This is a genomic window from Rhizobium sp. TH135 (assembly GCF_002855515.1).
Lineage (GTDB): Bacteria > Pseudomonadota > Alphaproteobacteria > Rhizobiales > Rhizobiaceae > Allorhizobium.
The window spans coordinates 65,156-89,599 of the sequence record NZ_PKRP01000007.1; the positions used below are offsets into that span (position 1 = coordinate 65,156).

Below are 24,444 nucleotides of genomic sequence, written 5' to 3' on the forward strand. Positions count from 1 at the left end.
ATGAAACTGACGAAAATCTTGCTGGCCGGTGCAGCCATTGCACTCGCCACCATGGGCTCTGCCGCACAGGCAGCCGACATGAAGATCGCACTTGTGGTCAAGTCGCTCGGCATCGGCTTCTTTGAAGCCGCCAACAAGGGTGCACAGGAAGCAGCCAAGGAACTGGGTGGCGTTGAAGTGATCTACACCGGCCCGACATCGACGACGGCTGAAGGCCAGATCGAAGTCATCAACTCGCTGATCGCCCAGGGCGTCGATGCCATCGCGATCTCGGCAAACGACCCGGACGCAGTCGTCCCGGCCCTCAAGAAGGCTATGGACCGCGGCATCAAGGTCATCTCGTGGGATTCCGGCGTAGCGCCTGAAGGCCGCATCATGCACTTGAACCCGTCGTCCAACGCGCTGATTGGCAAGATGTGCCTGCAGCTCGCCGCCAACCACCTGCCTGATGGCAAGGGTGACTTTGCAATCCTCTCGGCGACCACCACCTCCACGAATCAGAACATCTGGATCGAGGAAATGAAGGCACAGCTGAAGGACTTCCCTGGCCTGAACCTCGTGACTACCGTTTACGGTGACGACCTCGCCGACAAGAGCTACCGCGAAGCAAACGGCCTCCTGACCTCACAGACCAACGTCAAGGTCATCGTTGCTCCGACCACCGTTGGCGTTCTCGCCGCCTCGCAAGCCGTCAAGGATGCCGGCAAGATCGGCGACGTCTATGTTACCGGCCTCGGCCTCCCCTCCGAAATGGCGGGCGCCATCCAGTCGGGCGCCACGAAGGAATTCGCCATCTGGAACCCGATCGACCTCGGCTACTCCGCCACCCAGATCGCCTATCGTCTCGCCAAGGGCGAAACCGATGCGGCTCCGGGTTCGGAAATCGAAGCCGGCCGCATGGGCAAGATCAAGGTTGGTGACGGTGGCGAAGCCGCCATGGCCGATCCCTTCGTCTACGACGCCTCGAACATCGAGGAATTCTCCAAGATCTTCTGATCTCGGCGGACCAGACCCGGCGGCTCAAGCCGCCGGGATTTCACTCATTCGGTAAGCACATGATGACCGTTCAATCTGCCAAGCTCGCGGCGGGCGCGATCCCGGCTGGCGAGCCCATTCTCGAAATGCGGGGCATTTCCCAGATCTTCCCGGGCGTAAAGGCCCTGGATCGGGTCGATATCGCCCTCTATCCGGGTAAAGTCACCGCGCTGATCGGCGAGAACGGTGCCGGCAAGTCGACACTGGTCAAGATCCTCACCGGCATCTATCGCCCGAACGAGGGCGAGATCCTGATCGACGGCAAGCCGACCACCTTCTCCAACGCCCAAGAGGCGATCGACGCAGGTGTGACAGCCATCCATCAGGAGACAGTGCTTTTCGATGAGTTGACCGTCGGTGAGAACATCTTTCTAGGCCACGCACCTCGCACGCGCTTCGGCCTGATCGACTGGCGCACCATCAACGAACGCTCCCGCGACCTCATGGAGGCGCTGGAAAGCGACATCGATCCGACGACGAAACTCAAGGACTTTTCGATCGCTCAGCGCCACCTCGTGGCCATTGCCAGGGCGTTATCGGTCGACGCGCGCATCGTCATCATGGACGAGCCCACAGCCGCCCTTTCCCGCAAGGAGATCGACGATCTCTTCCGCATCGTCGAGGGCCTGAAGCGTCAGGGCAAAGCGATCCTCTTCATCAGCCACAAGTTCGACGAACTCTACGAGATCGCCGACAACTATGCCGTCTTCCGCGATGGCCGCATGGTCGGCTCCGGCGTTCTCAAGGACACGCCTCAGGACGAGATCGTACGGCAGATGGTCGGCCGCGACGTGCACGATGTCTTCCCGAAGGTCGAAGCCGTCATCGGCGCGCCGGTCCTGAGCGTCCGAGGCTACAGCCACGAAACCGAATTCCGCGACATCAGTTTCGATCTGCGCAAAGGCGAGATCCTCGGCGTCTACGGCCTGATCGGTGCCGGCCGCTCCGAACTCTGCCAATCGATCTTCGGCATCACCCGCCCGAAATCCGGTGCACTCCAGCTTGATGGCAAGGACATAACCATCCGAGACACCGCGGACGCGATCACCGCCGGCATCGTCTACGTGCCAGAGGAACGTGGCCGCCATGGTTTGGCGCTCGAACTGCCGATCTACCAGAACATGTCCCTGCCGTCCCTGATCCGGACCTCCGTCTCAGGTTTCCTGAAGGCGGCCAACGAATTGAAGCTGGCGCGCCGCTTCGCCGAACGGCTCGACCTGCGGGCAGCCGCTCTGTCGGTTCCGGTCGGCACGCTGTCCGGCGGCAACCAGCAGAAGGTCGTGATCGGCAAGTGGCTCGCCACCTCGCCCAAGGTCATCATTCTCGATGAACCGACCAAAGGCATCGACATCGGCTCCAAGGCCGCCGTCCACGGCTTCATCTCCGAGCTTGCCTCCGAAGGCCTCTCGATCATCATGATCTCGTCGGAACTGGCCGAAATCCTCGGCATGTCGGACCGTGTCATGGTCATGCGCGAGGGCCTGCAGGCCGGCATCTTCGAGCGCGAAGGCCTGACGGCCGAGACGCTCGTGCGCGCCGCAACCGGCAATGCGTGAGGAATGACAATGCAGAACCTCTTCAAGAACCGGGAAATGCTGCTGGGCCTGATCATCATCGGCATGATCCTGAGCTTCACCACGCGCGCACCCAATTTCGCCTCGCCTGAAAACCTGGCGAACATCTTCAACGACACCTCGATCCTGATCATCCTGGCACTCGGCCAGATGGTCGTGATCCTGACCAAGTCGATCGACCTGTCGGTCGCCGCCAATCTCGCGTTTACCGGCATGGCGGTCGCAATTCTCGACAGCGCCTATCCGGGCCTGCCACTCGCCCTCCTCGTGCTTGTTGCAATCGGCATCGGCGCAGCACTCGGCGCGATCAACGGTTTCCTCGTCTGGGCCCTGCAGATCCCGCCGATCGTCGTGACACTCGGCACGCTCACCATCTATCGCGGCATGAGCTTCGTGCTCTCGGGCGGCGCCTGGGTGAATGCGCATCAGATGCAGCCGGACTTTCTGGGCGTGCCGCGCCTGCCGGTGCTGGGTTTGCCGATCCTCTCCTGGGTCGCGATCGCAGTCATCCTGCTGATCGGCTTCATCCTCGCCCGTACCCCCTTCGGTCGCTCGGCCTACGCTGCCGGTGGCAATCCGGTCGCCGCCATCTATGCCGGCATTGATGTCGGTCGCGCTCGTTTCCTCGCCTTCGTGCTCTCGGGCGCGCTTGCCGGCCTCGCGGGCTATCTCTGGGTCTCGCGCTACGCCGTCGCCTATGTGGACATCGCAGCTGGCTTCGAACTCGACAGCGTCGCTGCCTGCGTCATCGGCGGCATCTCGATTGCGGGCGGCATCGGCACGGTGATCGGAACGGTCCTCGGTGCCCTCTTCCTCGGCGTCATCAAGAACGCGCTCCCGGTCATCGGCATCTCGCCCTTTGCCCAGATGGCAATCTCCGGCATCGTCATCGTGCTCGCGGTTGTCTTCAACGCCCGCGCCGAGCGCAAGAAGGGCCGTATCATCCTGCGCGATCGCGCAGCAGGAAAGGAGGCGACGGCATGAACACCGCAAACGAACAGATGAACAGCCCCCGCGTGATTCCCGACCGCCTGCAGACACCCTTCCGACGCCTGCTCGGTAGCTGGGAGGTTCTCCTCTTTGCCGTCGCGGTTCTGATCTTCATCGCGAACTCGCTGGCCTCGCCCTACTTCCTGAATGCCTGGAACCTGTCGGACGCCACCTTCAACTTCACGGAAAAGGCTTTGATCGCCTTTGCCATGGCGCTCCTGATCATCGCTGGCGAGATCGACCTCTCCGTGGCCGCCATCATCGCACTCGCCTCGACCGCCATGGGTTATGCCGCGCAGTACGGCATAGGCGCCCCTGGTCTCGTGGCAATCGGCATCTCGACCGGCCTTGCCTGTGGCGCCTTCAACGGCCTACTGGTCGCCGGCCTGAAGCTGCCCTCGATCGTCGTGACCATCGGCACGATGAGCCTCTTCCGCGGCATCTCCTATCTCGTCCTAGGTGACCAGGCTTTCGGCAAATATCCCGCGGACTTCGCTTTCTTCGGCCAGGGCTACGTCTTCTGGGTGATCTCCTTCGAATTCGTGCTCTTCCTGGTCATGGCACTGCTCTTCGCCATCCTCCTGCACCGGACCAATTTCGGCCGCCATGTCTATGTCATCGGCAACAATCCGCTGGCGGCCCGCTTCTCCGGCATCCCGGTCGAACGCGTGAAATTCATCCTCTTCCTGCTGACCGGCTTGATGAGCGGCATCGCAGCGGTCTGCCTCACCTCCCGCCTCGGCTCGACCCGCCCCTCGATCGCTCAAGGGTGGGAACTCGAAGTCGTCACCATGGTCGTGCTTGGCGGTGTCTCCATCCTCGGCGGTTCCGGCACGATTGCCGGCGTCGTCATCGCAGCCTTTGTCATGGGCCTCGTCACATTCGGCCTGGGCCTCCTCAACGTGCCCGGCATCGTCATGTCGATCTTCATTGGCCTGCTCCTGATCATCACCATCGCGCTCCCAATCGTCGCGCGGCGCATCAAGCATGCGAGGAACGCCTGATGAGCGAGACCGAACGCCACGTCTTCAAGATGAAGCTCAATCCGGGCATGGAAGCGGAATACCGCAAGCGCCATGACGAGATCTGGCCGGAACTCGTTGACCTGCTTCACGAAGCCGGCGTCAGCGACTATACGATCCATCTCGATGCGGAGACCAACCTGCTGATTGGGGTGCTCACCCGCACCAAGATCCATGGTATGGCGGACCTGCCCTCTCGCCCCGTCATGAAACGGTGGTGGGCGCATATGGCCGACATCATGGCAACGAATCCTGACAACTCCCCCTGGGCCGTCGATCTGAAGCCCGTCTTCCACATGCCATGACAGGATCCTTCCAACGCATAGCCGTGATCGACATTGGCAAGACCAACGCCAAGGTGGTTCTTGTCGACGCAAAAACTGGCGCGGAGATTGCGGTTCGCAAGACCGCAAACAGCGTTCTGCAGGGCCCACCCTACCCACATTTCGACGTCGAGGCCCTCTGGCGCTTCCTGCTGGCAACCTTGAAGCACTTCGCAGCCGGCCCCGGCTTTGATGCCCTGTCGATCACCACCCATGGCGCGTCGGCCGCGCTGCTCGATAACCAGGGTCATCTGGCGATGCCGGTCCTCGACTACGAGCATCTTTATCCCGACGCCATAGTCGACGCCTATCAGAGGCTGAGACCGGACTTCTCGCAGACCTTCTCACCCTGCCTCACAGGTGGACTGAACCTCGGCGCGCAACTGCATTATCAGAAGACGGCCTTCCCCGAGCTCTTCAGCAAGGTCGCGACCATCCTCACCTATCCGCAATACTGGGCGCACCGGCTGACCGGGATAGCCGCCAACGAGCGCACATCGCTCGGCTGCCACACGGATCTTTGGCTCCCCTTCGAGGAGCGATATTCGGATCTGGTCGACTCTCTGGAAATCCGCGAGCAGATGGCGCCTTTGCGATCCGCCTTCGATGCACTCGGCCCCATCAGACCAGAAATCGCTGCTGAGATAGGCCTATTGTCCCCTGTCCCGGTCTATTGCGGCATCCACGATTCCAACGCTTCGCTGCTGCCACACCTCGTCGGTTTCGGCAGCCCCTGCACAGTCGTCTCCACCGGCACCTGGGTCATCAGTTTCGCCGTCGGCGCAAAGCCGCAACGGCTCGATCCCTCCCGCGACACGCTGGTCAATGTCGATGCGAATGGTGCCGCCGTTCCCTCAGCCCGGTTCATGGGCGGTCGGGAATGGGACCTCCTCACCCGCGATCTCGCACCCGTTGCCGAACAAGAGGAACTCGACGCAGCCTCTGCGGTGATCAAGGCTCGCGCGATGATCCTGCCCAGCGTGGTGATGGGCACCGGCCCCTTCCCGGATTCACGGTCCCGCTGGCAGGCCGAACCGCACCTCGCTGCGGAGCGCCGGGCAAGTGCCAGCCTCTACGAAGCCATGATGACGCAGACATGCCTTGATCTGATCGCCTCTGAAGGTCCAATCGTGGTCGAAGGCCCCTTCGCCGCAAACCGGCTTTATCTCGAAGCCCTTCACACCCTGATGAAGCGCCCGGTCTACGCCTCCGAGGCAACGACCGGCACAGCCATTGGCGCAGCTCTGCTCAGCGGGATCAAGCTCGATGTACCCATGCAGCGCATCACGCGCTGCATAAAAGGCCTTGATGAATATGCCGGAGAATGGCACGCGATATCGGGCAGGAATTGAGGCTTACAGCTGGCTAGCCAGCCGCCTGTTCTCTCAGGCCGAGAGCACGTCGGTGACGCTTAGAGCGTGACAATCAACACCGCGAGGAAAGCGATCGACAGCATGGCGGCAGCCGTAGCAACCCGCTGTCTGCAGGCCTCGGCCGAGCGCCAAGACCTGGGTTCACCAAAAAGCTTCGCGATCGCATGTGACATGGCAGTCTCCTACGAACGGAGCCACTCATTGGCCCCGGCTGATATTGACATATTTTCGTCATAATCAGCCCCGGGTCAATAATCACGACTAGATTGGTATTCTAAAGATAGGGAGGTTCGAAAAATGACTCTCTATTTCAGACGGCCATGTCGAGTGACACCATCCGCATGGCACCTGGACACGATATCCCATTAGATTGTCCGCCCCGTGGTGAGGCCTTACAAGGCTTGCCAATACGGTCCCCATCGGACATGAGGAATACGGAATTGTCAGACAACATGACAGAGCAGATTCGATCCTATGGTCTTTTGAGGAGGAACCATGACAACGCAGGCAACGGATAACACCTCCAGCAGATTGCCCGGCATCGCAGGCATGGCTGGACCAGCGGTCATGCTTCTCGGAATGCTGCTCTTTGCAATGAACGACGCCATGGGCAAATGGCTTGTAGCGAATTACGGCCTTGGCCAGGTGATCCTGATCCGCAGCATTGCCGCACTTCTGATCCTCGCCCCTTTCCTGTGGGCCGCCGGCCTGAAGCCGATCGTCGAGGCCGAACGACCGTGGTTGCAGTTTACACGCGTGGTTTTGTCGACGCTCGAGCTCTTCTGTTTCTACTATGCAGTAATGTACCTGCCGCTGGCGGATGTCATGACCTATTGGCTCGCCGCACCTATCTACGTCGCAGCTGCCGCGCCCTTTCTGCTCGGAGAAAAGGTTGGCTGGAGACGCTGGACCGCAATTGGCGTGGGCTTCATCGGGGTGATCATCACGCTTGAGCCCTCAAGCGCGATGTTTACGGCTCCCGCACTCATCTCGATCGTCGGCACCGCTGCCTTCGCCTTCATGATGCTTTCCGGACGCAGCTTGAGAGGCACGCCCGACAAGACGCTGGTGCTGTTCCAGACCGGTGGCGCCGCCGTTGTCGGCCTGGTTGCAGCTCCCTTCGGCTGGACGCCGCTCACTTCCGTTTCAGAGGTCCTTCTACTTGGACTGCTCGGCATCGTGGCCATGAGCGCCCATATGCTGGTCAACCGCGCCCTGAAGATCTCCGACGCCGCGACGGTGGCGCCGCTGCAATACACCTTGCTCCTCTGGGCTGTCGTCTTCGGTTACTTCTTCTTCGATGAAGTGCCGAGAATGCCGATGATCATCGGCGCAACGCTGATCGTCGGCTCGGGCCTTTTCATCTTCTTCCGCGAGCAGCAGTTGAAAAAGCAGGACAAGGTCCTGCCATCCGTTCCCGAGTAATGCAAAAAGCCCGCAGCGGTCTCCCGCTGCGGGCTTCTTCTGGTGCGGCCCCTGAGGGCCACGACCAGGGAGGTTATTTGCGGAGTTCGGCGAGCTCCGCCATGATTGCGTCTACGACGTCGGCACCGATGGTGCCCTTGTGCTTCTCATAGACCACGGCAGACTTCTCACGAATGCGCTGCTGCTCTTCCGGCGACAGCACGTTCACTTCCAGGCCGGCAGCCTTGATCTTCTCCAGCGACTGCTTGTTGAGATCGGCAATGACCGAACGCTCGACATCACGACCGACGGTCGCGCATTCGCGCAGAGCTGCCTGCTCTTCCGGTGTGTAGGTATCGAAGATTGCCTTCGAGAACAGGAAGAGGAACGGCGTATAGGCGTGGTTGGTCTCGGTGACGTACTTCTGAACTTCGAAGAACTTCGAGGTGTCGATCGTCACATAGGGGTTTTCCTGGGCGTCGATCGTCTTCGTTTCGAGAGCCGAGAACACCTCACCGAAAGCCATCGGCGTTGCGTTGGCGCCGAGGTTCTGGAAGGTGTCGAGGAAGATGTTGTTCTGCATGACGCGAACCTTCATCCCCTCGAAGTCCTCCCACTTCGTGACCGGACGTACCGAGTTCGAGAGGTTGCGGAAACCGTTCTCCCAATAGCCGAGATTGACGAGGCCAACGGCTGCGAGCTTCTCGTTCATCATCTCGCCGAACTTGCCGTCGAGAACCTTGTAGGCTTCGTCAGCCGAGCCGAACAGGAACGGAAGGTCGAAGACGCCGAGTGCCGGCTCAATGCCGACGAGCGGCGAGGACGACGTGACGACGGCTTCCTGGACGCCGGAGCGCAGGGCCTGCGTGGCCTGAAGGTCGCCGCCGAGCGCGCCGCCCCAGAAGGCCTGAAGTTTCAGCTTGCCGCCGGACTTGTCGTCCAGGCACTTCTGCATGGCCTCGATGCCGTTGCCGACCGGATGGTCAGCATTGATGCCGTTCGAAACGCGGATGGTCCGTTCGTTGAATTCAGCAAATGCCGGAGCTGCTCCGGAGATGGCGAATGCCATTGCTGTCGTCGCGAGTAGTATTTTCCTCATGATGTATCCTCCCTTGGATTGAAATGAGTTGGTTTAGTCGCAGTCTTCACCGCAGCCACTGGGCCGGCACGATGACGATGTCGGGAAACAAGACGAGCAGTAGGAGCACTAGCACCTGCGCCAACAGGAACGGCGTGACGCCCGTAATCACCTTCCCGAGCGGCACACGCCCGACGCCACTGACGACGTTGAGCACGACGCCGACCGGCGGGGTGATCAAGCCGATGCAGCAGTTCATGATGAACATGACGCCGAAATACACCGGATCGATGCCCGCCTGCTTGATGATCGGCATCAGGACGGGGGTCAGGATCAGGATGGTTGGCGTGAGGTCCAGCGCTGTTCCAACGACGAGCACCAGCAGCATGATGACGAACATCAGCAAGATGGGGCGATCGATGAGGGGCTCGATGTAACCCGTGATTTCGCCGGGAATGTTGGCAGCGGTAATCAGCCAGGCGGAGACAAGAGCAGCGCAGACCAGGAACATGATGATCGAGGTTGTCTTGGCCGCTTGAAGGATGACCTTCGGCAAATCCTTAGGTTTCAGTTCGCGATAGATCACCATGCCCACAAACATGGCATAGGCAGCGGCAATGACGGCGGCCTCCGTGGGCGTGACCACGCCAGCCTTGATGCCGCCGAGGATGATGACGGGCATGCCAAGCGCCCAGGCAGCACGTCCAGTAACCCGCAGCCGCTCCTTGGCAGGGGCTTTGGGCAGAGGCTGGACGTTGTCTTTGCGGACCACGATCTGCCAGGCCACGACAAGCGCGAGACCCATCAAGATGCCAGGCACGATCCCTGCCATGAAGAGCTGGGTAATCGAGACATTCGCAGCAACGCCGAAGACGATGAATGCCATGGAGGGTGGGATGACCGGGGCGATAATGCCCCCGGAGGCGATAAGCCCGGCGGATCGCGGCACGTTGTAACCCGCCTTTGCCATCATCGGAATGAGGATCGCGGCAAGCGCTGCCGTATCGGCAGCGGCTGATCCGGAGATGCTGGCCATGATGACGGCTGCCATGATGGCGACAATGCCGAGGCCGCCCCTGATATGGCCGACACAGGCAATCGCGAACTCGATGATGCGCTTGGAAAGGCCGCCGGAATTCATCAACTCGCCGGCCAGAACGAAGAAGGGGATCGCCAGCAAGGTAAATGTGTCAGCGCCCGCGATCATGTTCTGGGCGATGATCTGGCTGTTGAACATGCCCATGTAAAACATGAGGGCAACGCCACAGAACATCAGCGAAAATGCCACCGGTACGCCAATGGCCATGGAACCGAGCAGCGAGACGATAAAGACGATAAGGGTCATCAGGCGCGCTCCACCAGCTTCTCGACACCTTGGTGTTCGCCGGCGAAAGCTGCGATTTCACTGTCGGTGACCCGCCCCGTGAACAGGCGGAAGAGACGCTCGAGTGCGATCAGAGCGCAGCCTGCGCCGGTGAAGAAACCGATGCCATAGACCCAGCCCATGGAAAGCCCCGTAACCGGCGCACTCATGCTGGCATTGATCGGCAACTGCTTCCATGTGCCCCAGAAGAACAGCAATGAAACGCCGAAGATAAGGATATTGCTCAGGATCATGCAGATGACCCGGCCGCGTTTCCCGAACATCGCAACGAGGGATTCCACCCCGAGATGGCCATGCTCGCGAAACCCGACGACGGCGCCGATGAAGGTCAGCCAGACGAAGAAATAGCGCGCCATTTCATCCGAGACCGTGAGGCCTGAGTTGAACGCATAGCGCAATACGACATTGACGAAGACCATGATCGCCATGCCGCTCAGCAGCAGGATCAGCAGCAATTCGAGAAATCGGTAAAACAGGTTGACCGCCTTGGACATGCCCTCAGCTCCCTTGCAGCAGGCCGCGACGGGCAAGGTTCTCGAAGAGAGCCCGCGTACCGAAAGTCCATTCCGGGCAGGCATCGGTCCGATCGACCCAATTCACCAGGCGGCCGAGCTTCGGCGTTGCAATTTCGACCCGGTCGCCAACTTCGTGGGTGAAGCCGAGGCCTGCACCACGCCTATCCTTGACCGGAGCAAACATGGTGCCGAGAAAGAGGACTGCGCCGTCGGGATATTGATGATTGCGGTTCCGCAATTGCGAGGCCAGGTTTTCCGGCGTGCGGCTGATCGCTTCCATCGGACTTTCCCCCGTCATCTCGAAACCGTCCTCCCCCCGCACGAGCAGGGAAACGCGAACCGTCCGCAGAACATCCATCGTGAAGCCACCATGGAAGAGCCTGACGAAGGGCCCAATCGAGCAGGACGCATTGTTGTCCTTTGCCTTGCCGAGCAGCAGCGCCGACCGACCTTCGACATCCCGTAGGTTGACGTCGTTGCCGAGCGTCGCACCGATGACCTTGCCGTCGGAACGAACGGCAAGAACGATTTCAGGCTCCGGATTGTTCCACTGCGAGATCGGATGGATACCGACCGCGTCACCACACGTGACCGAAGACATCGGCTGCGCCTTGGTGAAGATCTCGGCGTCCGGACCGATGCCGACTTCGAGATACTGAGACCACAGCCCCATATCCTGCAGCAGGGCCTTCACTTTGGCGGCCTGCTCGGAGCCTGCAACGAGGCCACGCAGACTGTCGCCCAACACAGGTGCCAGCTTTTCCCGGATCGCCTGCGCCCGGCCCGCATCACCCTTCGCCAGCTCTTCGATCACTCGCTCGAGCATGCTGTCGGCAAAGGTGACGCCCGCAGCCTTGACGGCCTGAAGGTCGATCGGCGCGAGCAGATGACCTGCGTCGCCGGAGAGATACTGGTCCAGCGCGCCAAGATCCGTCAGGCCGTCCTGGGTCGCCAGGCGCTCGGCAAGATCTTCAATTTCGAAGAGGCCTGAAACGGTCGGCGAAAGCGCCGTGAGGTCGAGGACCTTTCCGTCGCGGATCAGCACCGGGCATGGCCCGCCGGCCGCATTGGACCAGACACGCCCGACCAGCACCGCATCGGACGCATCCGAGGGCAAAATATAGACGGACTCCAGACGTTCTCGACGCAGCAAGATGGACCTCCTCCATGTCCTACGGCACGGCGCTCCTATCGCCCTGCCATATTGTCAGGATGTCTGACAACTGTTGACCTGCATTCATATGGTCAGAAATTCCGGCTGTCTAGCCCGAAAGGCATCCTTGTGGACAACCGGCCAACGGTCGTCCCGTATCAGAATTGCTCAAGGCTAAGATCGATGCGGCTGGCAGCCCCATGCAAATGGCCACGCATCGCCTCACGAGCAGCGACAGGGTCGCGCTTGGCAATGGCATCTCTGAGCCGCACATGTTCTGCGATCGTCACCTCGACGATCTCCTCCAGAACGGCACGCGAGCGAGCGGCATCGATGGCAAGACTGATGCGCTCGGCAATGAAACCGATGAAAAGTGCAAAATACTCATTATGGGTCGCCTCGGCCACCGCACGGTGAAAGGCGAGATCGGCGACGATCCCCTGCTCCGTCCACTTTTCGGCACCGGTCATCCGCGACAGGGCGTCGTCGATCTTCGCAAGATCGTCAGGCGTGTGATGGACCGCCGCCAAGCCCGCAGCCTCGATCTCCAGCGGAACGCGCAACTGGAACAGGGCGCGAAAACTCTGCGGTGTGGAAAGCTCGCCGTCCTTGATGCGGATCGGCCGTGCCGAGGGCTCGCTGACGAAGGCGCCCACGCCCTGCCGCGTTTCCACAAGGCCTTCATTGCGCAACTGTGCGATGGCCTCGCGCACGACAGAACGGCTGACCCCGAGGGTCTTGGCAAGCACATGCTCCGTCGGCAAACGCTCGCCGGGCTTTAATCGCCCCTGGCTGATCTCCTCGGCCAGTTGCACGGCGATCCGGGCAGGCAAGTGTTCACTGCGCCTGATTTGTCCAAAACTGATCTGCCCGAGGTCGATCGACATGCCTGCTGGTCTCCTTGCCACCGCTCCGGTATTTCATGAATCCGCACCAGAATTCAATTGGCAACCGGGGTTCATGATCCCCGCGGGATCAATCGCCTGCTTGATCGCTGTCAGCAGTTGCAATTGCGTGGGCGGCACGCGCGCCAGAAAGTCCGGCTTCTTCAAACGACCAATCCCATGCTCGGCGCTGATCGAGCCGCCGAACCCGTCGAGTACCGCATTGACGATCCCTTTGGCCGTGTAAATCCGCTGCGCGACGTCTTCGCGTGTCAGCCCGCCCGGCGGGAGCACGTTGAGATGGACATTGCCGTCACCCACATGACCATAGGACACGCAGAGGCAATCGGGCAGCCGCGCTGCGATTTCAGCCTCCGCCTTCTCGACGAATTCAGGAAGACGCGACAACGGCACAGAGACATCCGTTCGCAGATGCGCGCCACGCTTGGCCTGCCCCTCATTCATGCCTTCCCGGAACAGCCAGAGGCCCTTGGCCTGACTGCGCGAGGACGCAATCACGCCATCCAGCACCAGACCGTCCTCCATAACACCCTCAAGGAAACGCTGCATCAGGTCATCGATATCGACGAGACCCGAGCCGGAGATTTCCATCAGCACATAGGCCGGATAGTCACCGCTCATCGGCAGGCTCAGATCCGGCATGGCTTCCTGGGCAAGGGTAAAGGCGACCGGCGGCATGAATTCGAAGGCGGACATGAGATCGCAGCAGTCGCGTCTCGCCCTTCGATAAAGCGTGATCGCATCCGATAGAGCCCCGAGCCCCAGCAGAGCCGTCGCTACCTTTTCAGCCGGTGGCGCCAGCTTGAATGCAACAGCCGTGATGATGCCGAGTGTGCCTTCGGCCCCGATGAACAACTGCTTCAGATCGATCCCGCGATTGTCCTTCCGAAGGGTCGACAATCCCTCGAAGATCGAACCATCGGGAAGAACCACTTCCAGGCCAAGCACGAGTTCCCGCGTCATGCCGTAGCGGAGCACATTGATCCCCCCGGCATTGGTCGAGACATTGCCGCCAATCCGGCACGACCCCTGCGCGCCGAGGGCGAGAGGGAAGTAAAGGCCGGCCTCCTCTACCCTGTCCTTGAATTCGGACAGGATGACACCCGCCTCGACCACCGCCGAGAAATCATCCGCATCGATGCGCCGGATCGCCGTCATGCGCTCCAGGCTGACAACCACCTGGCTGGCCGGCTGGTCCGGCGTGCCCCCAAGAACAAGACCGGTATTGCCACCCTGCGGCACAATCTGGAGGCCAAGCGACCTGATGGCGCGCACGGCTTCGGAAACTTCCAATGTGCTGCGCGGACGAACAACCGCAACCGCACCCGTCGTGACATCCCCATGCCAGTCACGGCAGTAGCGCTCGACCTCCGGGCCGCACAACACCAGATCGGTGCCAAGCAGACGAACCAGTGCCAAAGCGGCATCCTCAGTGTTCGAGCTGAATTCGTCTCGTTGTATCGGGCTTTCCACGGCCATCTGCAGTCCCCCAGACGGCTCACGACCTGTGAGCCAAGAATTCGGTTTTCAACCGGATGATATAAGGTTATCAGACAACCTTACAAATTGTTTTTGCAAATGGCCCTTGTGTCGAGAGGCGCTGGGTCGAACAATGACACGGGAGGAAACGATTTCATGCATATTCTGATCATTGGTGCAGCCGGCATGGTCGGCCGCAAGCTCGCGCTGAGACTAACGCGCGACGGCGAGCTGCAGGGACGACAGATCACGGCGATGACTCTCGCCGATGTCATCGCAGCCGAGGCGCCTTCAGGCTTCGGTGGGAAAGTGACGATCGAGACCGTCGACCTCTCAGAACCCGCAGCAGCAGAACGCCTGATCGCCGCCCGTCCGGATGTGATCTTCCACCTCGCCGCAATCGTCTCCGGGGAAGCAGAGCTCGATTTTGAGAAGGGCTACCAGATCAATATGGACGGAACCCGCTATCTCTTTGAAGCGATCCGCCTTGCCCATATGGCCGATGAATACCGACCGCGGGTCGTCTTCACATCGTCGATTGCGGTCGTCGGAGCGCCGCTCCCCTATCCGATCCCGGACGATTTCCACACGACGCCGCTCACCAGCTATGGCACACAGAAGGCAATCTGCGAGCTGCTGCTGTCGGACTATTCCCGCAAGGGCTATCTCGACGGCATCGGCATTCGCCTTCCGACCATCTGCATTCGCCCGGGCAAGCCGAACAAGGCCGCCTCCGGCTTCTTCTCCAACATCTTGCGGGAACCGCTGGTCGGCCAGGAAGCAGTTCTGCCCGTGAGTGAGGACGTCCGCCATTGGCACGCCTCGCCCCGCTCCGCCGTCGGCTTCCTGATTCACGGCGCTACGATCGATCTGGAAACCGTCGGCCCACGGCGCAACCTTTCGATGCCAGGCCTTAGCGCGACCGTCGGAGAACAGATCGAAGCACTGCGCCGTACGGCGGGCGAAAAGGCCGTCAAGCTGATCCGTCATGAACCCGACGAGATGATCATGCGCATCTGCGCCGGATGGGCACCCGGTTTCGAGGCAACACGCGCCCGCGCGCTTGGCTTCACGGCGGAAAGCACCTTTGACGAAATCATCCGGGTGCATATCGAGGACGAACTGGGAGGGAAACTGTGACGGAAAAAGCCACGAGGCAGCTCGCCTTTTTAGGAACTGGGCTAATGGGCGCTCCAATGACGCGCCGTCTGCTCGCCGCAGGCTTTGCCGTGACGGTTTGGAACCGCGATGTGAGCAAGGCCGAACCACTGGCAGCAGCCGGGGCGCGGCTGGCGAACAGTCCAGCAGAGGCCGCAGAAGATGCCGACGTGGTCTTGACCATGTTGTCGGACGGGCCCGCTGTCGAGGATGTTCTCTTCGCCAAAGGCGCAGCAGACGCTCTGAAGAAGGGCGCCGTCGTCATCGACACCTCCTCGATCGCGCCACCGATCGCGAGAGACCACGCGGCAAGGCTTGCCCAAGTCGGCATCGCCCACATCGACGCACCTGTCTCGGGTGGCGTCGTGGGCGCTGAAGCGGGAACGCTGGCGATCATGGCCGGCGGCGACGCGTACATTGTCGAAAGCCTCGCGGAGGTCTTCGCCCCGCTCGGCCGCGTCACCCATGTCGGCCCGTCAGGCGCTGGCCAGATCTGCAAGCTCGCCAACCAGCAGATCGTCGCAATCACCATCGGCGCCGTGGCAGAAGCCATGATGTTGGTGGAAGCGGGCGGTGCATCGCGTCAGAAGTTTCGCGAGGCAATCCGCGGCGGCTTCGCCGAAAGCCGGATCCTGGACCTGCACGGCCAGCGCATGGTGGACCGGCGTTTCGAGCCCGGCGGCCCATCCCGCCTGCAATTGAAGGATTTGAATGCCGTGGCCGCCATGGCTGAAACCTACGGCCTGACACTCCCGCTGACGGCAGACATTCGCCAGGCCTTCGACGGCTTCGTGGCAGACGGAAACGGCGACCTCGATCACAGCGCCCTTCTCCTTCACCTGGAAAAGCACAATCACCGCAAAGGTGCAGCCGATGACTGAAACTGAAAAGCCGAAACGCCGCCTTCGTTCGCAGGACTGGTTCGACAACCCCGACCATCTCGACATGACCGCGCTCTATCTGGAGCGCTTCATGAACTACGGCACTACCCCGGAAGAGCTGCGTTCCGGCAAGCCGATCATCGGCATTGCCCAGTCGGGCTCGGACATCAACCCCTGCAACCGCCATCACCTCGACCTCGCCAAACGCGTACGCGACGGCATCCGCGATGCCGGCGGCATCCCCATCGAATTCCCGTCGCATCCGCTCTTCGAAAACTGCAAGCGCCCGACGGCAGCCCTCGACCGCAACCTCGCCTATCTCGGCCTTGTCGAACTGCTCTACGGCTACCCCTTCGATGGCGTGGTGCTGACGACAGGCTGCGACAAGACCACACCCTCGGCCCTGATGGCGGCGTCCACGGTCGACATCCCGGCCATCGTTTTCTCAGGCGGCCCGATGCTCGACGGCTGGCATGATGGCGAACTGGTGGGTTCCGGCACGGTCATCTGGCGTTCCCGGCGCAAATATGCGGCAGGCGAAATCACCAAGGAGGAATTCCTCGAGCGGGCACTCGATTCTGCCCCCTCCGTTGGTCACTGCAACACCATGGGCACGGCCTCGACCATGAACGCCATTGCAGAAACGCTCGGCATGTCACTCACAGGCTGCGCTGCCATTCCCGCCGCCTATCGCGAGCGTGGCCAGATGGCTTATCGCACGGGAAAGCGGGCCGTCGAACTAGTGCTTGAGGACATTCGCCCGTCAGACATCCTGACACGCGACGCCTTCCTCAATGCCATCCGCGTCAACTCCGCAATCGGCGGATCGACCAATGCACAGCCGCATCTGATGGCCATGGCCAAGCATGCCGGCGTCGAACTTCTGCCCGAAGACTGGCAGGTTCACGGCTACGACATCCCGCTTCTTGCCAATGTCCAGCCCGCCGGCGCCTATCTCGGCGAACGCTTTCACCGCGCCGGTGGCGTGCCCGCCATCATGTGGGAGCTGATGCAGGCCGGCAAGATCGACGGAACCTGTCGCACCGTCACCGGACGCACCATGGCCGACAACCTGCAAGGCAGGGAGGCGACGGATCGCGAGGTGATCAAGCCTTACGATGAGCCGATGCGGGAGCGCGCCGGCTTCATCGTGTTGAAAGGCAATCTCTTCGACTTCGCGATCATGAAGACAAGCGTGATTTCAGAGGGCTTCCGCCAGCGTTATCTTCAGGAAAAGGGACGCGAAGGGATCTTCGAGGGTCGAGCCATCGTGTTCGACGGGTCCGAGGACTATCACCGGCGGATCAACGATCCAGCCCTTGAGATTGATGAGAATTGCGTCTTGGTGATTCGAGGTGCCGGCCCCCTTGGCTGGCCGGGCTCAGCGGAAGTGGTCAACATGCAGCCACCGGATCATCTGATCAAGCAGGGCATCCTCAGCCTGCCGACGATCGGCGATGGACGGCAGTCCGGCACTGCCGACAGCCCGTCGATCCTGAACGCTTCGCCGGAAAGTGCAGCAGGTGGTGGCCTTGCCTGGGTGCGGACCGGCGACACGATCCGGATCGACCTCAACCAAGGGCGCTGCGACATGCTGGTCGACGAAAGCGAGATTGCGAAACGCCAGGCGGACGGCATACCTGCGGTACCGAGGGATGCGACCCCGTGGCAGCGTCTTTATCGCCAGACGGTTACCCAGCTCGCCGATGGCGCCACCATTCGCGACGCGGAAGACTTCCGTCAGATCTCGAAAACGCCGCCCCGTCACAACCACTGACCGGAAGGCGTGGCAGGTATGCTTCGCCTTTCGAAATACCACTGCAAAATCAGGGGATAAAACAACTTCATCGGGAACCGTCTTCGGACAACTTCATTCTTCTGTCACCTGACGAAAATGGAGATCCCGATGAAAACCGTCCTGCAACTGCTCGCCGCATCCGCCCTGTCGGCAGGCATGGTGATCGGCGGCGTGGTCATCGCCTCCGCTGCCCTTTCGCCTGAAGAAGAAACACACCAATTCACAGGCCTTGATATCCGGGACCTCTGGACGGCCAAACCCGTGCGCATCGATCGTGCGGCACAAAACCTGGAACGACTGCCGCCCCGTTATGCCAGCCACGTGGTCATGAGTGAACCGGCACCTAAGGTCCAGGAAACCGCGGCAAATTCGGCTCAGGAGGATCTCGGCTCAAGAATCGCACAGATCGATCTGGCGTCGACCGGCGCGGTTTACGCTGAGTCCTCGGAGGCATCCCTGGATACCCTGTCACCACAACACATCGGGTGGTGCTCACAGCGGTACCGTTCCTATGATTCGCTCGATAACACCTATCGTACCTTCAACGGCGAATTGCGCGATTGCGTGTCACCGTATGAGATTGAAGCGCCGGCAGAGTATGGGGAAGGTGATGCCGAGGTAATGACCGTGAGCAGCGAGTCTTCATCTTCCGACGGTTACTCGCTGCAGGATGATCATGTTGTAAGCTGTATGGAACGCTATCGTTCCTACCGCGCTTCCGACAACACCTACCAGCCCTATGGCGGTGGCCCGCGGCAGCCGTGTGAACTGGCCTCGTTCTGAGGCCAGTAAAATCAGCTTGCGAGGATAAGACCCGGTGGCGGGGTGACACTGTCGCCTCCCGCAACGGCTGCCGAGATATAGGTCAGGGCGTTCTGCAGCCCATTCATCGTATAAGGCTTCTCGATCGCGCCGATCGCCCCGACAAAATCCTCGGGGATCCGCTTGATATTTCCGGTGACGAAGACGAAGGGAACGTCCTTTTCGGCCAGTCTCCGACCGATATCGATGCCTGTGGGACCATCGCTCAGATGCACATCCACAAAGGCGAAATCGGGCTTGCTCTGTTCGAGAATGTCAAAGGCGGCCTTCCGCGAAGCCGCAGTCCCGACAACGACGTGACCGGCAGCCTCGACCTCAAACTCCAGTTCGAGGGCAAGCAGCGCCTCATCCTCGACAATCATGATCTTCAATCGTCCGCATCCTTCGTTTCTTCAACCAGCATCGTGACCAAAACGTCAGTCCGGTGGCCATCAATTTCGCGCTTGATCTTGGCGCCGAGCTGCTTCGCACAGGTCTCAAGCATCAGTTTGCCGAAAGCCTCCTCTTCGGGATTGACGGAGACCGGCGTGGTCGTATCGGTGACCCGGATCAGGAAATGTCCATTGGTCCGTTTGACCTGCAAATGAATATCGCCGCCGCCGTCACTCAACCCGCGACGGACGGCATCCAGCACCAGCTCGTTGATGATCAGGGCGAGCGCGGACGCCTTTACCGCCGGAACGAAAACGGGAGAGATATCGACGATCACGCGGATATCGTCCCGTTTCAGGGCCCCTACGAGATCCTCGATCAGATCCTTGGCGAAATCCGAAACGTCGAAGCGCCCGAGATCGGCACTCGTAAAGAGCTTCCGTTGTACGGTGCTCAGAGCCTCAACGCGGTTGAGCACGGAAAACAGTGTCCGCTTCACAAGGTCGGTTTCCGACATACGCGCCTGAAGCTTCACGATCGAAGCGATCGTCAGGAGATTGTTCTTAACGCGGTGATCGACTTCATGGACAAGAAGCGTCTGCGCCTTGAGTGCATCCGACAGGTCGCTCGTGCGGCGTGCAACCTCGCGCTCCGCTGACTTGCGCGCCTCGGCAAGTTCCTGCTCCTTGCTCTTGATCGTCGTGAAATCGAGCTGAGAGGCAAAGAAGTAGATGACGTCACCCGCAGCATCGCGGACCGGGCTGACAAAAAGCGCGTTCCAGAAGGAGCTACCATCCTTGCGATAATTGAGAATGTCGATGGAGATATCGCGTTCAGCCGCAATAGCGTCACGCAACTCGGCGATCGCTTGACGATCGGTTTCTGGCCCTTGCAGGAGTCGGCAGTTGCGTCCGACGAGTTCGTCAACGCTGTAACCTGTCAGTGTAGCAAAGGCCTGATTGCAAAAGATAATTGGGTTGTCATGTTGCTGCGGATCCGTGATCAGCATCGGCATGCGCGTCGCCTTGAAGGCCGCGGCAAAGGGATCTTCCGAGGGATGGGAAGCTAAGAGACGGTCGCCGGCGTCCCGTGCGTCGCGCCGCGAGGAATTTTGATCAGACATTCACACCATCGTCCTGAAGCAGGCTGCTCAACACAATGGTGCATTCTGGGAAAAGTTCCGCTGCCAGAACAAAATTTTGGAGGGGTCAAAAATTTGACCTCCAAGCGCCCCTCCCCCAAATCGGGGCGAAGCGAGACAATAGACATGCAAAGGCGTTTAGCCTATCTGACTAGTAAGAGCCTAAAACGCGCAGCTCAAGGCAGCAGCATTGATGTCGATCGACGAGCACCAGAACGCAAGGCCCGGTTTCCTGAAGAATGGCGGCTTCATGGCCGACCTTATCCTTGAGCGGGACTGGTCAGATGGCCTCGGCCCCATTGAGACTTGGCCGGCGGCACTCCGCTCGGCTCTTTCCATTTGCCTGAATTCAAGCTTCCCGACCGCCATTTACTGGGGACCTGAGCTTCGCTTGCTGTACAATGACAGCTGGTCTCATATTCCGGGCGAACGCCACCCTTGGGCACTCGGGCGACCAGCAGCTGAAGTATGGTCGGACATCTGGGACGTCGTCGGACCGCAGTTTCATCAGGTGATGGCCACTGGCGAGGGTGTGACCACCTACGACCAGCTGTTGGTAATGGACCGCAACGGCATTCCGACGGAAGGCTACTGGAACTACAGCCTCTCGAGCATCCGCGACGAGCATGGCAATATCGTCGGCGTCTACAATCAGGGCAACGAGACAACGGCTGCAGTGCTGGCACGCCGGCAGGCACAGGAAGAGATCAACCGACTCGGGCGCCTCTTCGCGCAAGCACCCGCAGCAATCGCCATTACGGAAGGCCCTTCGCACGTCTTCAAGCTGGTGAACCCCGCCTATGAGGCACTGGTTCAGCGCTCTGATCTGGTTGGTAAGCCAGTGGCGGAGGCCCTGCCTGAGGTAGAAGATCAGGGATTTGTGCGGCTTCTGGACACGGTCTATCTATCCAACGAGCCCTACAAAGGCACCGCAGTGGCTGTCGAGTTCATAACTCCAAATGGCGAGCGGCAACTGCGCTATGTGGACTTCGTTTTCCAGCCCATTACGGACCAAGCTGGACAGAGCGCCGGCATATTCATTCAGGCTTCGGATGTGACCGAGGCAACAACTGCCATGGCCGCACTGCTGGAGAGCGAGCAGCGTTTCGAGGCGATCGTCAATTCCATCGACCAGATGATCTGGTCGACACGACCTGATGGGTATCACGACTACTTCAACCAGCGTTGGTACGAATACACAGGCGTCCCGGAAGGCGTCACCGACGGTACGGATTGGGAGAGGGTCTTTCACCCTGACGACCGGGCAGAAGCTTGGGCACTTTGGCAAAAAAGCCTCGCTACGGGCGAGCCTTACCATGTGGAGTATCGGCTCCGACATCGATCAGGCAACTATCGATGGGTCATTGGTCGCGCCCAGTGCGTGCGTGACGAGAGCGGCGAGATCATTCGCTGGTATGGCACCTGCACTGACATCCACGATCTCAAGGTGGCCGAAGAGGCCCGCCAGCTTCTGTTGAGCGAGCTCAACCACCGGGTCAAGAACCTCTTTGCCATCACCGCCGGCATGATCAACATGACAGCCCGCTCCTCGGCCTCTGTCGGCGCAATGGCGGAAGCACTACACGGACGCCTTCAGGCGCTGGCGAAGGCGCATCATCTGATCCAGCCAGCCATCACCCACGGACTACATGGCACGGAGTCCGTGGCATTTCATGCGCTTCTGGAAGAAATCCTCTCGCCACATCTGTCCGATAGACAGAGCCAGGTATCACTGACTGGGCCTGAGCTCAGGCTGGGACCGAATGCTTCGACCAGCTTCGCTTTGATCTTTCACGAGCTTGCGACGAATGCCGCAAAATACGGCCCGTTCCGCGAACCCGTCGGCCGCCTCGACGTGCGCTGGCAGATGCAGGGTTCGTCGCTTAGCCTGGAATGGCGGGAAACGGTGTCACGTTCGGAAATCAGGGCACCGAAGCAGGAAGGCTTCGGCAGCAAGCTGGCGCGCACCAGCGCGACCCATCAGCTCGGCGGCAGCATCGACTTCGAATGGCTTCCAGGCGGAGTCAACATCGCCCTGACGGCAGCGACGGATCGACTGAGCAAGTAAAGCTCAGCGTGGGGCGAGATGATCGCCTGTCTGGCTGAAACAAAAAGAGCGCCCGAAGTGAGCGCTCGTGTTGTCTTATAGGACCGGCCTTGAGACCAGCTATCCGGGCACTCGATGAGTGCACGTCATCATTTCTATCGGGATCAGTAGCGCGGGAAATCGGCCGGGTTGATACCGAGCGTCTTCAGGTGATGATCCTTCGGACGACGATGTCCCTCGACAGCGGCCGCTGCGGAGCTTGCTGCGCCGATAACGGCGATCGCACGACCGAGGAAACCCTGCTGGATGGACTTGCGGAGGCTAGACATTTCTTTGCTCGCTTTCTTCGTTTGCAAGCAGAAGATGATACTCCGACGGTCAGATTACAATGGACGGAAAGTCACGCCAGCCATGCAGCCGATGCAGGCCGAGTTAATCAGATCCTGCATCGGCACATGGTAATTTAGGCTTTAGTCTTCGCTACCCGCAACCTGGGCCAGCACCTGCCCCTTGCCCCGCGCCCGAAGGAACATCGGAACGAAGAGCGCAATGGCTGCAAGCGCAAGCAGAATGGCAGCAATCGGCGATGTGACGAGCACGGTTGCATCCCCCTGGCTGATAGACAGGGCACGACGCAACTGCTGCTCGGCCATGGGCCCGAGGATCAGGCCGACGATCACAGGCGCGATCGGATAGCCGAAGACACGCATGATATAACCCAGTACGCCGAAGGTCAGCAGAAGGCCAAGTTCGAACACCGACGGATTGGCGCCGATCGTGCCCAGTGTCGCGAAGACCAGGATGCCGGAATAGAGCCAGGGCTTCGGGATTGTCAGCAGACGGACCCACAGACCGATAAGCGGCAGGTTCAACACCAGCAGCATGAAGTTGGCGATCAGAAGCGAAGCAATCAGACCCCAGACCAGCTGTGGATTGGTCGCAAACAGAAGCGGTCCCGGCTGCAAGCCGAACTGCTGGAAGCCGGCAAGCATGATCGCGGCAGTGGCCGTAGTCGGCAGACCGAGCGTCAGCAGCGGTACCAACGTGCCGGCAGCCGAGGCATTGTTTGCGGCTTCCGGACCGGCAACACCTTCGATGGCACCGTGACCGAATTCCTCGGGATGCTTCGAGAAATTCTTCTCTGCCGAATAGGACAGGAAGCTTGAGACATCAGCGCCGCCGGCCGGCATGGCCCCGATCGGGAACCCGATCGCCGTGCCGCGCAGCCATGGTTTCCACGAACGCTTCCAGTCGGATTTGTTCATCCAGAGCGAACCGCGGACCGCCTCGACCTTTTCCGGAGCACGTGAGCCTTGTGCGGCCACATAAAGCGTCTCACCGATGGCGAACATAGCAACCGCGAGCGTGGTCACTTCAAGGCCGTCCAACAGATCCGGCACGCCGAAGCTCAGACGGGTCTGACCGGTGAGCTGATCGATGCCGACGATCGAAAACGCAAGGCCGATGAAGAGGGCAGTGAGACCGCGCAACGTAGAATCGCCAAAAGCGGCCGAGACAGTCACGAACGCGAGCACCATGAGCGCGAAATACTCACGCGGCCCGAAAGACAGCGCGAATTTGACGACAAACGGAGCAATGAAGGCAAGCGAGATCGTCGCCAGCAGACCCGCGACGAACGAGCCGATGGCGGCCGTGGCAAGTGCTGGTCCACCACGTCCGGCCCGGGCCATCTTGTTGCCCTCGAGCGCCGTGACGATCGAGGCGCTTTCACCGGGTGTATTCAGCAGGATCGACGTCGTAGAGCCGCCATACATGCCGCCATAATAGATGCCGGCGAACATGATCAGCGAGCCGGCAGGATCGAGTTGGTAGGTAACCGGCAACAGCAGCGCCACGGTAAGCGCCGGACCGATACCCGGCAGGACGCCGACGAGCGTGCCGAGCGTCACGCCGATCAGCGCGTAGAACAGGTTGACCGGCTGAGCGGCGATCGCCAGCCCCTGGAGAAGGAAATCAAACGTATTCACGG

At 60.5% G+C, this 24,444-nt stretch carries 23 protein-coding genes; 12 read left to right on the top strand and 11 right to left on the bottom strand.

Annotated elements, in window-relative coordinates:
* From rhaS to C0V73_RS20100, 6 genes are read left to right on the top strand one after another with little or no spacing between them, the layout of a single operon-like run.
* A complete protein-coding gene (rhaS, locus tag C0V73_RS20075; protein ID WP_102021798.1) occupies window positions 1-996 on the top strand; it encodes a rhamnose ABC transporter substrate-binding protein in 996 nt (331 codons plus the stop codon).
* 59 nt (window positions 997-1,055) lie between these two features.
* Complete coding sequence (locus C0V73_RS20080; protein ID WP_102021799.1) at window positions 1,056-2,591, top strand: sugar ABC transporter ATP-binding protein; 1,536 nt, start codon at window positions 1,056-1,058, stop codon at window positions 2,589-2,591.
* A 9-nt stretch (window positions 2,592-2,600) separates the two neighbouring features.
* Window positions 2,601-3,593 carry an ABC transporter permease gene (locus tag C0V73_RS20085; protein ID WP_102021800.1) on the top strand — a complete coding sequence of 331 codons (993 nt, stop codon included), beginning with the start codon at window positions 2,601-2,603 and terminating at the stop codon, window positions 3,591-3,593.
* Window positions 3,590-4,603, top strand: a complete 1,014-nt coding sequence (locus C0V73_RS20090; protein ID WP_102021801.1) for an ABC transporter permease — start codon at window positions 3,590-3,592, stop codon at window positions 4,601-4,603. The genes C0V73_RS20085 and C0V73_RS20090 overlap by 4 nt, the downstream gene beginning before the upstream one ends.
* Window positions 4,603-4,926 carry an L-rhamnose mutarotase gene (gene rhaM, locus C0V73_RS20095; protein WP_102021802.1) on the top strand — a complete coding sequence of 108 codons (324 nt, stop codon included), beginning with the start codon at window positions 4,603-4,605 and terminating at the stop codon, window positions 4,924-4,926. The genes C0V73_RS20090 and rhaM overlap by 1 nt, the downstream gene beginning before the upstream one ends.
* The gene (locus tag C0V73_RS20100) at window positions 4,923-6,296 is read left to right on the top strand and encodes an FGGY-family carbohydrate kinase (protein WP_102021803.1); all 1,374 of its coding nucleotides are present in this window, start codon (window positions 4,923-4,925) and stop codon (window positions 6,294-6,296) included. The genes rhaM and C0V73_RS20100 overlap by 4 nt, the downstream gene beginning before the upstream one ends.
* A gap of 59 nt (window positions 6,297-6,355) precedes the next feature.
* Here the strand turns inward: C0V73_RS20100 and C0V73_RS23415 are convergent, their stop codons facing one another.
* Window positions 6,356-6,490, bottom strand: a complete 135-nt coding sequence (locus tag C0V73_RS23415; protein ID WP_280951016.1) for a hypothetical protein — start codon at window positions 6,488-6,490, stop codon at window positions 6,356-6,358.
* A gap of 376 nt (window positions 6,491-6,866) precedes the next feature.
* Here C0V73_RS23415 and C0V73_RS20105 point away from each other — a divergent pair, with 376 nt between their 5' ends.
* On the top strand, window positions 6,867-7,742 hold the full coding sequence (locus tag C0V73_RS20105) for a DMT family transporter (protein ID WP_102021986.1): 876 nt from the start codon (window positions 6,867-6,869) through the stop codon (window positions 7,740-7,742).
* A 73-nt stretch (window positions 7,743-7,815) separates the two neighbouring features.
* On the opposite strand, the gene C0V73_RS20110 is transcribed toward C0V73_RS20105, so the two are convergent.
* From C0V73_RS20110 to C0V73_RS20135, 6 genes are all read right to left on the bottom strand, one after another.
* Window positions 7,816-8,820, bottom strand: coding sequence for a TRAP transporter substrate-binding protein (locus C0V73_RS20110; protein ID WP_102021804.1), 1,005 nt, complete (start codon window positions 8,818-8,820; stop codon window positions 7,816-7,818).
* Between the two features lie 46 nt (window positions 8,821-8,866).
* Window positions 8,867-10,144: a TRAP transporter large permease subunit gene (locus C0V73_RS20115; RefSeq protein WP_102021805.1), complete on the bottom strand. Its 1,278-nt coding sequence runs from the start codon at window positions 10,142-10,144 to the stop codon at window positions 8,867-8,869.
* Window positions 10,144-10,677 (bottom strand): TRAP transporter small permease, encoded by a 534-nt coding sequence (locus C0V73_RS20120; RefSeq protein WP_102021806.1) that lies wholly within the window; start codon window positions 10,675-10,677, stop codon window positions 10,144-10,146. Before C0V73_RS20120 ends, C0V73_RS20115 begins: the two co-directional genes overlap by 1 nt.
* A gap of 4 nt (window positions 10,678-10,681) precedes the next feature.
* Window positions 10,682-11,851: a fumarylacetoacetate hydrolase family protein gene (locus C0V73_RS20125; RefSeq protein WP_102021807.1), complete on the bottom strand. Its 1,170-nt coding sequence runs from the start codon at window positions 11,849-11,851 to the stop codon at window positions 10,682-10,684.
* A 158-nt stretch (window positions 11,852-12,009) separates the two neighbouring features.
* On the bottom strand, window positions 12,010-12,738 hold the full coding sequence (locus tag C0V73_RS20130; protein ID WP_102021808.1) for a FadR/GntR family transcriptional regulator: 729 nt from the start codon (window positions 12,736-12,738) through the stop codon (window positions 12,010-12,012).
* 33 nt (window positions 12,739-12,771) lie between these two features.
* Window positions 12,772-14,175, bottom strand: coding sequence for an FAD-binding oxidoreductase (locus C0V73_RS20135; protein WP_245408044.1), 1,404 nt, complete (start codon window positions 14,173-14,175; stop codon window positions 12,772-12,774).
* A 216-nt stretch (window positions 14,176-14,391) separates the two neighbouring features.
* Between C0V73_RS20135 and denD the strand changes: the two genes are divergently transcribed.
* From denD to C0V73_RS20155, 4 genes are all read left to right on the top strand, one after another.
* Window positions 14,392-15,375: a D-erythronate dehydrogenase gene (gene denD / locus C0V73_RS20140; RefSeq protein ID WP_102021810.1), complete on the top strand. Its 984-nt coding sequence runs from the start codon at window positions 14,392-14,394 to the stop codon at window positions 15,373-15,375.
* Window positions 15,372-16,274 carry an NAD(P)-dependent oxidoreductase gene (locus C0V73_RS20145; RefSeq protein ID WP_172450244.1) on the top strand — a complete coding sequence of 301 codons (903 nt, stop codon included), beginning with the start codon at window positions 15,372-15,374 and terminating at the stop codon, window positions 16,272-16,274. Before denD ends, C0V73_RS20145 begins: the two co-directional genes overlap by 4 nt.
* On the top strand, window positions 16,267-18,051 hold the full coding sequence (locus C0V73_RS20150) for an IlvD/Edd family dehydratase (RefSeq protein ID WP_102021811.1): 1,785 nt from the start codon (window positions 16,267-16,269) through the stop codon (window positions 18,049-18,051). The genes C0V73_RS20145 and C0V73_RS20150 overlap by 8 nt, the downstream gene beginning before the upstream one ends.
* Window positions 18,052-18,180: 129 nt before the next feature.
* Window positions 18,181-18,855, top strand: a complete 675-nt coding sequence (locus tag C0V73_RS20155; RefSeq protein WP_172450245.1) for a BA14K family protein — start codon at window positions 18,181-18,183, stop codon at window positions 18,853-18,855.
* A gap of 11 nt (window positions 18,856-18,866) precedes the next feature.
* Here C0V73_RS20155 and C0V73_RS20160 read toward each other — a convergent pair whose 3' ends face one another.
* On the bottom strand, window positions 18,867-19,265 hold the full coding sequence (locus C0V73_RS20160; protein ID WP_102021813.1) for a response regulator: 399 nt from the start codon (window positions 19,263-19,265) through the stop codon (window positions 18,867-18,869).
* Complete coding sequence (locus C0V73_RS20165) at window positions 19,262-20,389, bottom strand: PAS domain-containing protein (protein ID WP_102021814.1); 1,128 nt, start codon at window positions 20,387-20,389, stop codon at window positions 19,262-19,264. The genes C0V73_RS20160 and C0V73_RS20165 overlap by 4 nt, the downstream gene beginning before the upstream one ends.
* Window positions 20,390-20,600: 211 nt before the next feature.
* Here C0V73_RS20165 and C0V73_RS20170 point away from each other — a divergent pair, with 211 nt between their 5' ends.
* The gene (locus C0V73_RS20170; protein WP_245408046.1) at window positions 20,601-22,475 is read left to right on the top strand and encodes a PAS domain S-box protein; all 1,875 of its coding nucleotides are present in this window, start codon (window positions 20,601-20,603) and stop codon (window positions 22,473-22,475) included.
* Between the two features lie 143 nt (window positions 22,476-22,618).
* Here C0V73_RS20170 and C0V73_RS23145 read toward each other — a convergent pair whose 3' ends face one another.
* Both C0V73_RS23145 and C0V73_RS20175 read right to left on the bottom strand, forming a co-directional pair.
* Window positions 22,619-22,783, bottom strand: a complete 165-nt coding sequence (locus C0V73_RS23145; RefSeq protein ID WP_172450246.1) for a hypothetical protein — start codon at window positions 22,781-22,783, stop codon at window positions 22,619-22,621.
* 141 nt (window positions 22,784-22,924) lie between these two features.
* Window positions 22,925-24,442 carry a tripartite tricarboxylate transporter permease gene (locus C0V73_RS20175; RefSeq protein WP_102021815.1) on the bottom strand — a complete coding sequence of 506 codons (1,518 nt, stop codon included), beginning with the start codon at window positions 24,440-24,442 and terminating at the stop codon, window positions 22,925-22,927.
* Window positions 24,443-24,444: the final 2 nt, after the last annotated feature.